At 66.4% G+C, this 10650-nt stretch carries 10 protein-coding genes; all 10 read left to right on the top strand.

Translation table 11 applies throughout. The annotated features are described in order from the left end of the window. Nucleotides 1–24 precede the first annotated feature (24 nt). The 10 genes from ACE3P6_RS12930 to ACE3P6_RS12885 all read left to right on the top strand — a co-directional run bounded on the left by ACE3P6_RS12930 (nt 25) and on the right by ACE3P6_RS12885 (nt 10387). Nucleotides 25–651: a TIGR02217 family protein gene (locus ACE3P6_RS12930; RefSeq protein WP_374395649.1), complete on the top strand. Its 627-nt coding sequence runs from the start codon at nt 25–27 to the stop codon at nt 649–651. Further along, on the top strand, nt 648–998 hold the full coding sequence (locus ACE3P6_RS12925; protein ID WP_374395647.1) for a hypothetical protein: 351 nt from the start codon (nt 648–650) through the stop codon (nt 996–998). The genes ACE3P6_RS12930 and ACE3P6_RS12925 overlap by 4 nt, the downstream gene beginning before the upstream one ends. Then, nucleotides 991–1122, top strand: a complete 132-nt coding sequence (locus ACE3P6_RS12920; RefSeq protein WP_374395645.1) for a hypothetical protein — start codon at nt 991–993, stop codon at nt 1120–1122. Before ACE3P6_RS12925 ends, ACE3P6_RS12920 begins: the two co-directional genes overlap by 8 nt. Before the next feature lie 10 nt (nt 1123–1132). After that, nucleotides 1133–1822, top strand: coding sequence for a lysozyme (locus ACE3P6_RS12915; protein WP_374395643.1), 690 nt, complete (start codon nt 1133–1135; stop codon nt 1820–1822). 2 nt (nt 1823–1824) lie between these two features. Continuing rightward, nucleotides 1825–2034, top strand: coding sequence for a hypothetical protein (locus ACE3P6_RS12910; protein WP_374395641.1), 210 nt, complete (start codon nt 1825–1827; stop codon nt 2032–2034). Continuing rightward, nucleotides 2031–2915, top strand: coding sequence for a DUF2163 domain-containing protein (locus tag ACE3P6_RS12905; RefSeq protein ID WP_374395639.1), 885 nt, complete (start codon nt 2031–2033; stop codon nt 2913–2915). Before ACE3P6_RS12910 ends, ACE3P6_RS12905 begins: the two co-directional genes overlap by 4 nt. Nucleotides 2916–3027: 112 nt before the next feature. Continuing rightward, complete coding sequence (locus ACE3P6_RS12900; protein WP_374395638.1) at nt 3028–3483, top strand: NlpC/P60 family protein; 456 nt, start codon at nt 3028–3030, stop codon at nt 3481–3483. A gap of 10 nt (nt 3484–3493) precedes the next feature. Continuing rightward, nucleotides 3494–7465, top strand: coding sequence for a glycoside hydrolase TIM-barrel-like domain-containing protein (locus ACE3P6_RS12895; protein ID WP_374395636.1), 3972 nt, complete (start codon nt 3494–3496; stop codon nt 7463–7465). An 8-nt stretch (nt 7466–7473) separates the two neighbouring features. Next, a complete protein-coding gene (locus ACE3P6_RS12890) occupies nt 7474–9396 on the top strand; it encodes a DUF2793 domain-containing protein (RefSeq protein WP_374395633.1) in 1923 nt (640 codons plus the stop codon). A gap of 310 nt (nt 9397–9706) precedes the next feature. After that, nucleotides 9707–10387, top strand: coding sequence for an SOS response-associated peptidase (locus ACE3P6_RS12885; protein ID WP_374395630.1), 681 nt, complete (start codon nt 9707–9709; stop codon nt 10385–10387). Nucleotides 10388–10650 lie beyond the last annotated feature (263 nt).

The following is a 10650-nucleotide window of genomic DNA, read 5'->3' as shown; positions in this document are numbered from 1 at the left end:
GAGCACGAACAATGGAGGATAATGATGGCGTTTCACGAGATCCGGTTTCCGGACAACATCAGCCGCGGCGCGCGGGGCGGGCCGGAGCGGCGCACGCAAGTGGTGGAGCTGGCGAGTGGCGACGAGGAGCGCAATGCCAGCTGGGCCAACAGCCGCCGCCGCTATGACGTCGCCTATGGCATTCGCCGTGCGGATGATCTGGCGTCGGTCGTCGCCTTCTTCGAGGCCCGCAACGGCCGCTTGCACGGCTTCCGCTACAAGGATTGGGCCGACTATAAATCCTGCCTGCCGTCGCAGCCGGTGTCTCCGACCGACCAGCCCATCGGCACCGGCAATGGCACTGTCACCAGTTTCGCCCTTCTGAAGCGCTACAGCTCAGGGGCGCAGTCCTGGACTCGTGCCATCGCCAAGCCGGTCGCGGGAACCATCCGCCTCGCCCTGAACGGGGTCGAGCAGATGACGGGCTGGAGCGTCGACATCCCCACCGGCAGCGTCACCTTCGCCGCCGCCCCTGGCGCGGGCGCCGCAATCACCGTGGGTTTCGAATTCGACACCCCCGTCCGCTTCGACACCGACATGCTCGATGTCACCCTCGACCTTGAGCGTCTCGGGTCCATCACATCCATCCCCCTCCTGGAGATCCGCAGATGAATGACGAACCCGGCTTCTTCGCCACGGTGCTGCGCGATCTGGCAGGTTCCACCGCCGTGATCCTCGCCGCCTGGGGCGCGCTGGGCGGCGCGACCAATGCGCTGACCACGCGGATGCGGCTTCGCGACGCCCTGCGCCATATCCTCATCGGTGGGCTGATCGCGGCGGGGATGGGCAGCCTCTCCATGGCGCTTGTCACCCGCTGGCTCGGCCTGCCGCCGGAGGCCATTCCAGCCGGGGGCGCGGCCGGATCGGCCGCTTACCTCGTCGGGGTCTTCGGTCCCGCCTTCATCGAGCTGATCCTCGCGCGCCTGCGCGGCGCAAGGGAAGGCGCCAGTGATGAATGATCTCCTCCGCCTCGCGCGTTCCCTCCGCTGCGATGCAGCCGATCCGCGCCTGACCTACAGCCATCGGCTGCGCATCGGCTTCGCCATCGCGGCCCTGATCCTCCTCTTCTCAGCCATCGGGTGACACCATGCACATGACAGACATGGGCCTCCTGGCCCTGATCCGGCACGAAGGTATCGTGCCCGGACCCTATCTCGACGTGAACGACGTCTGGACCTTCGGCATCGGCCACACCGCCGCAGCAGGAGCCCCAGACCCTGAAAAAATGCCACGCGGCATGCCCGCCGATCTCGATGCGGGCATCCGAGAGGCGTTCCGGCTCCTGCGCGCAGACCTTGCCACCTATGAGGCCGAGGTCGAGCGTGCCGTGACGGTGCCGTTGCAACCGCACGAGTTCGATGCGCTGGTTTCCTTCCACTACAATACCGGCGGCATCGCCAAAGCTGCGCTGACACGCCACCTCAACGCGGGCAATCGCACGGTCGCCGCTGACGGTTTCATGGGCTGGCTCAAGCCCGCCGCCATCCGCCCACGCCGCGAGGCCGAGCGCGACCTTTTCGCGAAAGGCCGCTATCCGACCGGATCCATCCCCGTCTGGGCGGTCAACCGCGATGGTCGGGTCAGTTTCGCGCGACCGATCCGGCGGCTGACCGAGGCCGAAGCACTGGCGCTGCTGCGCCCAATCGTCGATCCACCCACTATCCCAACGCCTGCCGCCCCAGCCCCGGCCAGGCCCGCAGCAACCGCGCTGACACCTGCACCGGTCGGATCAACGCTGGCCGCACGCCTACTCGCTTTCCTCAAATCCCTGATCGGAGCATGAACATGAACTGGACCCTAGCCCGCGGCCTCGTCTACCTGGCCTGCTTTGCAGCTTCCGGCCTCGCCATGGCGGGACTGGCGGAGTTCGATCTGGCAACCGGCACGCTCGATATCCGCCCCTTCAATCTCTACGCCCTGACCGGCGCGGCGGGCGGGGTGGTCTCATCGGCGCTGGCCTCGCTTGCCCTGCTGCGCGGCTGGGGGCGGAAGTGAAATCGCTCTCCCCTGCACTGCAAGCGCATCTCGATGATGGCACCACGACGCTCGCCTGGTGTTGGCGGATTTCGCGCAGCGATGGCATGGCGCTGGGCTTCACCGATCATGATCGCCCGGTGGCCTTTGATGGGACCGGGTTTGAGCCAGAAAGCGGGTTTGCCGCCTCGGAAATCCGCGCGGGCTCCGATCTTTCGGTCGATGCGCAGGACGCGACCGGCGTGCTGACCTCGGATCGGATCACCGAGACCGACATCCTCGACGGGCGCTGGGACAACGCGAGCGTGGAACTGTGGCGGGTGAACTGGGCCGACACCAGCCAGCGCGTTCTGCTGCGCCGGGGCGCGGTCGGGCAAATCCGGCGCGGGCGGATGGCCTTTGTGGCTGAGGTCCGGTCCCTGGCGCATGTGCTGGGTCAGACCGTTGGGCGGACATTTCAGGCCGGGTGCGATGCGGCACTTGGCGATACCCGCTGCGGGATCGATCTTGAGAATGCCGTCTACAGGGGCAGCGGTGTCGTGACCGATCTCTTGCGCGACCGGGCCTTCATGGCCTCCGGTCTCGCCGGGTTTGACGCGGGCTGGTTCACCTCCGGCACGCTCACCTGGACCAGCGGTGCAAATGCGGGGCGTATTGCCGAGGTGCTGGCGCATGGGCTGGATGGCAGCATCGCGACCCTGACCTTGCTGGAAGCCCCGGTGCACGCCATCGCCGAAAATGACAGTTTCATCGCGCGAGCAGGCTGCGACAAGCGCATCGCCACCTGCAGTGCAAAGTTCGCCAATGTCGCCAACTTCAGGGGTTTTCCGAACATTCCCGGACAAGATGCCGTGCTGCGCTATGCCAGCCAGGACGGCGGCCATGACGGAGCAGTCCTGTGACGGGCATTCCGGATCAGAGTGAGGCGGGTCAGCAGGCAGTTCGCGGGACTGTCTGCTCGCCGAACGGGCTGCGCTATGCCAGTCAGGACGGCGGTCATGACGGGAGCGTGCTGTGACCCATCTTAAATTCGTGACCGACCCCGCCTTGGTCGTTGCCGCTGCGCGCGCCTGGCTCGGCACGCCTTACCACGATCAGGCCAGTTTGCGCGGAGTCGGCTGCGACTGCCTCGGCCTCGCGCGTGGCGTCTGGCGCGAGCTGGTGGGCGACGAGCCCTTCCCGATCCCGCCCTACAGCCGGGACTGGGGCGAGACCGGCCCCCGCGAGGTTCTGGCGGAAGGCGCACGGGCGATGATGCCGGAAATCGTCCCGTCCGAGGCCGGTTCCGGCGCGCTGGTCCTGTTCCGGATGGCCCCGCGCGCCATTGCCAAGCATGTCGGGATCCTGACCGGCTCGGGCACCTTCATCCATGCCTATGAACGGTTGGGCGTGGTCGAGGAAGTCCTGACCCCGATTTGGCGGCGCCGTATCGCGTTCGCCTTCCTGTTTCCACGCTCCAGCAGCATCTGAGATTTTCATCATGGCAACATTGGTTCTCGGGGCCGTCGGCTCCGCGATCGGTGCTGGCTTCGGCGGCACCATCCTCGGCCTGTCCGGCGCAGCCATCGGCGGCATGATCGGTTCCACCATCGGCTCGGTGGTCGACAGTTGGATCGTCTCCTCGCTGGCCCCCGCCCAGCGCATCGAGGGCGCACGGCTGGACTCCTTGCGCATCACCTCCTCGACCGAGGGAGCAGTAATCCCGCGCCTCTTCGGCCGGATGCGCATCGGCGGCAACATCATCTGGGCCACCGATTTCCGCGAGGAGGTCAACACCACGACCCAAGGTGGCGGCAAAGGCGGCGGGCCGAAGGTCAAGACCACCGAATACCTCTATTATGCCAGCTTCGCGGTGGCGCTTTGCGAAGGCGAGATCACCGGTATTGGCCGCATCTGGGCCGATGGCAAGGTGATGGATCTGACCGGCATCACCTGGCGCTGGTATCCCGGCGACGAGGTGCAGTCCCCGGACCCGTTCATTTCGGCCAAGATGGGTGCTGCCAACACCCCCGCCTATCGCGGCACGGCCTATGTCGTCTTCGAGGAACTTGACCTCGGCCCCTTCGGCAACCGCCTGCCGCAGATCAGCTTCGAGGTGTTCCGGCCCCTCGCAGACCCCGACACCGCCGAAGGGCTGGTCAAGGCCGTGACGCTGATCCCGGCCTCTGGCGAGTTCAGCTATGCGACGGTGCCGGTGAAGAAATCCTCCGGCGCGGGCGGCGCGACCCTGGCCGAGAACGTGAACGCGATCACGGACACCGCCGACCTCGTCGTGGCGCTGGACCGGCTGCAGGCGATGGCCCCGGCAGTGGAAAGCGTCAGCCTGGTGGTGGCCTGGTTCGGCGATGACCTGCGCGCCGGAAGCTGCAAGGTGCGGCCGGGCGTCGAGGTGGCCGCCAAGACCACCACACCCTCGGCATGGATCGTGAACGGGGTTGCCCGCGCCGAGGCGATGCTGGTCAGCCGCGATGCCCAAGATCGGCCGGTTTTTGGCGGCACCCCTGCGGACTTCGCGGTGGTGCAGGCGATCCGGGAAATGAAGGCGCGCGGGTTGCGTGTGACCTTCTATCCGTTCCTGCTGATGGATGTGCCGCCAGGCAATACCCTGCCGAACCCGTATTCGGACGGCGCTGCGACGCCGGGCCAGCCGAGTTTCCCCTGGCGCGGGCGCATCACCTGCTCTCCGGCGGCAGGCTTTGCAGGATCGGTGGACAAGACCGCAACTGCCGCGGCGCAGATCTCTGCCCTGTTCGGCACGGCCACGCCCGCGAACTTCAGCGTGTCAGGCAGTGCTGTCAGCTGGATCGGCCCGGTCAGCGAATGGGGCTTGCGCCGGATGATCCTGCACTATGCCCATCTCTGCAAAGCCGCAGGTGGCGTCGACGCCTTCCTGATCGGCTCGGAAATGCCGGGCCTGACCACGATCCGTTCCGGCGCCAGCACCTATCCAGCCGTCACCGCATATAAATCGCTCGCCACGGCCGTCCGTTCGATCCTCGGCGCCGGGCCCAAGATCGGCTATGCCGCCGACTGGTCGGAATACTTCGGTCACCACCCCGCCGATGGTAGCGGCGATGTGTATTTCCACCTCGACCCACTCTGGGCGGACACGAACATCGACTTCATCGGCATCGACAACTACATGCCACTGTCGGACTGGCGCGACGGGTTCGATCATGCTGATGCGGCGCTGGCCCCGGCGATCCATGACCGCGCCTATCTGCAATCCAACATCTCCGGTGGTGAAGGCTTCGACTGGTACTATGCCAGCCCGGCAGACCGGATGGCACAGGTCAGGACGCCGGTCACCGATGGCGGAGCGGGCAAGCCTTGGGTCTTCCGCTTCAAGGATCTGCGCGCCTGGTGGCAAAACCCGCATTTCAACCGCCCGGGCGGGGTGGAAAGCGGCACGCCGACCGCATGGGAGCCGCAGTCGAAACCGATCTGGTTCACCGAACTGGGTTGCTCGGCCATCGATCGTGGCACCAATCAGCCGAACGTGTTCTTCGATCCGAAATCCTCGGAGAGCTTCACACCGTATTTTTCACGCGGCTGGCGCGACGACGCGATCCAGCGCGCTTATCTGGAGGCTACCTGTCTGTTCTGGGGTGCCGCGGCGAACAACCCGGTGTCAGCGGTTTATGGCAACCGCATGGTCCATGTTCCCGAATGCGCCACCTGGACCTGGGATGCCCGGCCCTACCCGTTCTTTCCCGAACTGACCGATGTCTGGACCGACGGCCCGAACTGGCGCCTGGGGCACTGGCTGACCGGGCGTCTGGGCGCGGTGTCGCTGGCCGCCCTCGTCCGCCACCTCTGCCTGCGCGCCGGGATGCCGGAAATCCAGATCGACGTCTCCGGCCTCTGGGGCGCGGTCGAGGGCTATGTCATCTCGGCATTGGAAGCCCCGCGTGCCTCGATTTCCACGCTGGCCCGGCATTTCGGCTTCGATGCGGTCGAGAGCGAGGGGCGGATCAGGTTCCTGATGCGCGGCCGGATCGCCAGTGCGACCATCGCACCCGACAGCATGGTCGCGCCTGCTTCGGCACAAGGCGACGTGATGGAACTGACCCGCGCGCAGGAAACCGAACTGCCGCAGGCCCTGAAATGGCAGGTCGCGCGGGCCGACGAGGATTATGATGCGGCACAGGTCGAGGCACGGCGGATCACGGCTCAAAGCGCGCGCATCGCCTCGGAAGCCTTCCCGATGGCGATCACGCCCGAGGAGGCCGAGCGCCGTTGCCGCCGCGCATTGATGGAGGCCTGGGTCGGCCGGGAAACCGCCGTCTTCCGCCTGCCGCCCTCGCGACTGGCGCTGGATCCCTGCGACGTGATCCTGCTTGATCACGATGGCCGCCTTACGGAACTGCGGCTGGTGTCCATCGCCGACTCCGACCTGCGCAATGTCGACGCCGTGCGCCAGGACGGGGCGGTCTATGATCTGCCCCCCGGCGAACCACGCCCGGCCTCGCTATCGACGCCAACCGTCTTCGGCGCGCCAGAGGTCGTCCTGCTCGACCTGCCGCAGCTGCGCGAGGACCAACCCGCGCACCGGCCCCTTGTCGCGGCCCACGCCAGGCCATGGCCCGGCGAGATGGCCGTTTACCGCAGTGCCGCGACAGATGGCTTCGCCTTGCTGACCACCTTTGGCACGCGGGCGCGGATGGGCGTGCTGGCGGCGGATTTCCATGCCGGACCGGTCGCGCGCTTCGACCTCGGCAATGCGCTGGTGGTCGATCTCCAATTCGGCACGCTGGAAAGTGTCACGGACCTCGCCCTCTTCCGCGGCGCCAATGCGCTGGGCGTCGAAACCGGTGCCGGACAGTGGGAGATCCTCCAGGCGGGCGCAGCCGAACTGATCGCGCCGGAGCGCTATCGCCTGACCCGGCTCTTGCGCGGCCAGCGCGGCACCGAAGACGCCATGGTCAGCACAGTGCCAAGTGGCGCGCGGGTGGTGGTGCTGGATGCGGCTCTGGCATCGCTGCCAATTTCCGAAGCCGATATGGGCCTCCCTTGGAACTGGCGCATTGGCCCGGCCTCCAAGCCGGTCAGTGACGAAACCTTTGTCGCCACCAGTTTCACCCCCGAGGGCGCTGGGCTGCGGCCCTTCTCGGTCGGCCATGTCGAACAGCCTTGGCGCACCGCCCGCAGCCCCGGCGATCTGACCATCCGCTGGACGCGCCGGTCGCGGTCCCTTGCCGCCGACAGCTGGGGCGTGGGCGATGTGCCCTTGTCCGAGGACAGTGAAAGCTACGAGGTGGAAATCCTCGATGGGGCAACTCTCAAGCGAACCTTACAAGTTGCCACGACCTCTGCCCTCTACACTGCCGCGCAGCAAATCGCCGATTGGGGCGCGCCTCTCGGCCCCAACCAATCCCTCGCGATCCGCATCTTCCAGCTCTCGGCCCTGATCGGCCGGGGCGCTGGGCGATCCGTCACCCTCAGCTTCTGAAGGCAATCATGTCCGACATCACCACACACCTTTTGTTGCCCTACATCCTGGCCTCGCAGGCCCAGAAGCATGTCACCCATAACGAGGCGCTGCGGCTGCTGGACGCCATGGTGCAGCTGTCAGTGCTGGACCGCACCCGCACTGCCCCACCCGCCAGCCCGACTGACGGCGACCGGCATATCATTGCCTCGGGCGCGACGGGTCTGTGGGCTGGTTGGGATCTGAACGTCGCCTTCTGGGTCGACGGTGTCTGGATGCGGCTGGTACCGCGCCCGGGCTGGCTGGCCTGGATCGCCGACGAGGCGGCCTTCGTCGTCTGGAACGGCGCTGCCTGGGATCCCGTCGGCGAGCCAGTCGATGTGTCGGATGCTGTCTTCAGCCTGGTGAACGAAGCCGATCCGACCAGGAAGGCGCTGTTCTCGCTCTCGGGGATTACCACCGGCACCACGCGGACCTTCACGCTGCCGAACACATCGTCGGAACTGGCGATCCTTGCTGGCACCCAGACCTTCACCGGCAACAAGACCTTTTCCGGAACCCTAACCGCCTCGGGCACCGTTACTATGTCGGCGGCCTCGGCCAGCATCGGCACGGCAACGACGACCGCCACCTACGGAATGGGCACCGGGGTGACGGCCACAGGCGTGACCAAGACGCTAAACCTCGGCACCGGCGGGGCGTCTGGATCCACCACGGTCGTCAACATCGGCTCGGCCACGGCTGGTGCAAGCGGGACGACAGTCATAAACACGCCGATGGTCACCTTCGCCAACTCCGTGACGCAGGTCGGCATGCCCCAGGCGAACCTGACCGCGCAGCTGCTCGGCCTCGGTGGAGCCACGGCCGACATGTTCAACCGGCTATCCGTGAACACCCCCGCAGTTCTCCTGAACAACGCAGGCGCAGGGATCGAGGCGACGGTCAACAAGGCGGCGGCCGGGAATGACGCGGCCCTTGCCTTCAAGACCGGCTTCTCGGCTAGGGCTCTGATCGGCCTTCTTGGCAGCGATGATTTCAGCTTCAAGGTCAGCCCCGATGGTTCGGCTTTCTATGATGCGCTGAAGATCAACCGCAGCACCGGCCAGGTGGAACTGCCCCAGCCGACCATCCTGCCCGGCCTCAGCGTCGCACCATCGCCGCCCCCCGCCGGAAAAGCCTCGGTCTATGCCCGCACCCGAGCAGGGGCGCCATGGATTGATGTGATGCGCCCCTCGGGCCGGGATTTTCCGCTGCAGCCGCATTTCGGGGTGAACCGTATCGCCAACTGGTCGCCCTCGACCGGCACGACGGTCACCACCGAAGGCCTGCCAATCACCTCGGTCGGCACTGTCTCCACGCCCACTCTGGCCGCCACCAACCTCGCCGCCTCCATGCGGCGATGGCGACTGACCTCGGCCGCAACCGTGGATGCCGCCGCCGAACAGCGATCCGCAGGCTGGGCCTGCTGGCGCGGCAATGCGGCCGGGCTTGGCGGCTGGACCTTCGTGACAAGAATTTCGCTGACCACCCTGCAGGCGACCGGCATGGGGTTCTTCGGCCTTTATGGATCAACGGCCGCGCTGGCGACCACCCTGACGCTGACCACCGCCTTGAACTGCATCGGGATCGGCTTCCAGCGCGGCACCCATGCCAACTGGCAACTGGTCCGCAACGATGGCACCGGTGCGCCGACCCTGACCGACATGGGCGCGAGCTTTGCCATCGCCACCGGCGGCGTGCTGACCCTGTTCATTGCCGCCCCGCCGAACGGCACATCTGTCTGGGTACGCATCGTCGACGAGGTTTCTGGCGCGGTCTTTGAACAGGAAATCACTGCCGATCTGCCTGCCAGCACCCAGTTCCTGTCGCCCCGGCTTTACATGAACAACGGCGCCACCGCTGCGGCCGTCGCCTACGACTGCGCCGGGGTCTATGTCGAGACGGATTACTAGGGCGCCGATATGCGCTGGAATGAGCCGCCGACGCTGTGGTGAGTTCCGGGCCGGGCATCCCCCTTGCGGGAAGCACCAGACGCCTCGACCGCAAGCGCATCGCCCGGCCCGGTTCACGAATTCACGGTTTCAAGGAGCGGCAGGGATTCGCTGCGCCGGAAGGATGCCACACCCGGCCCCGCGCTGTCGTGCCCGCCGATGGGCACAATTGTGCACCTTTGGGCGCACACGGATGCCGGAACCGTGCTTTCCCCAAGCCCTATGTTCTGTCAATGTTCCAATTTGCCCTTCGTGATTCCCGGACCCGCCGATGTGCAATTTGTACTCCCAGACCAAGAGCCAGGACGCCATGCGCCATGTCTTCGACGACATGCGCGAAGACGACGATGAGCTGATCGATCTGACCGGCAACCTGCCACCGATGGCCGGGATCTTCCCTGACTATCCCGCACCGATCATCCGACATGGGCCGGAAGGTAGCTGGCAACTGACCAAGGCGCGCTGGGGGATGCCGACACCGCAGGTGTTTCTGGAAGGCAAGCGCACCGACCCCGGCGTGACCAACATCCGCAATGTGGAATCAAAGCACTGGAAGCGCTGGCTTGGGGTGGAATATCGCTGCCTTGTCCCCTTCACCAGTTTTTCCGAGATCGACAGCCGCCCCGGCGCACCGCGCAACCATCCGGTCTGGTTCGCCCTTGGCCCGGATCGGCCGCTGGCCTTCTTTGCCGGTATCCGCGCCGAATGGACCTCGGTGCGCAAGCTGAAGGAGGGCGAAGTCACGGCGGAGCTCTTCGGCTTCCTGACCTGCCCGCCCAATGCGGAAGTGGCCCTCATCCATCCCAAGGCCATGCCGGTCATCCTGACCAAGCCAGAAGAATGGCGGCAATGGCTGAAGGCGTCTGTGTCGGATGCGCTCAAGTTGCAGCGGCCGCTGGCCGACGGTCTGCTGCAGATCGTGGCGGAGGGAGGGCGGGAAGATGCGGCCTGACCACCTTCGCCAGCCGTCGGTTCCCTCCGACCCTTTTGACCTGCATCCGCGACGCGTGCATGAAGCCGAAGGGCGAGGCCGCCGCGCCTTTGCGCTGTTTCAGGCAATGCGCCATCCTGGCCCGCTGGTCTGGATCGCTCCCGCCCATATCCCCGAACTGCCGATGCTGCGGGGTCTGCCGCGGGGCGTCGGCGAACGGCTGCACCTGTTTCGCGCGAATGGCGAGACCGATCTCTTGTGGTGCATCGAGGAAGCCCTGCGCG

Origin of the sequence: Tabrizicola sp. (genome assembly GCF_041911175.1) — a bacterium.
Lineage (GTDB): Bacteria > Pseudomonadota > Alphaproteobacteria > Rhodobacterales > Rhodobacteraceae > Tabrizicola.
The sequence above is the reverse complement of the archived record's forward strand: the minus strand, read 5'-3'. Positions and strand labels throughout refer to the sequence as shown.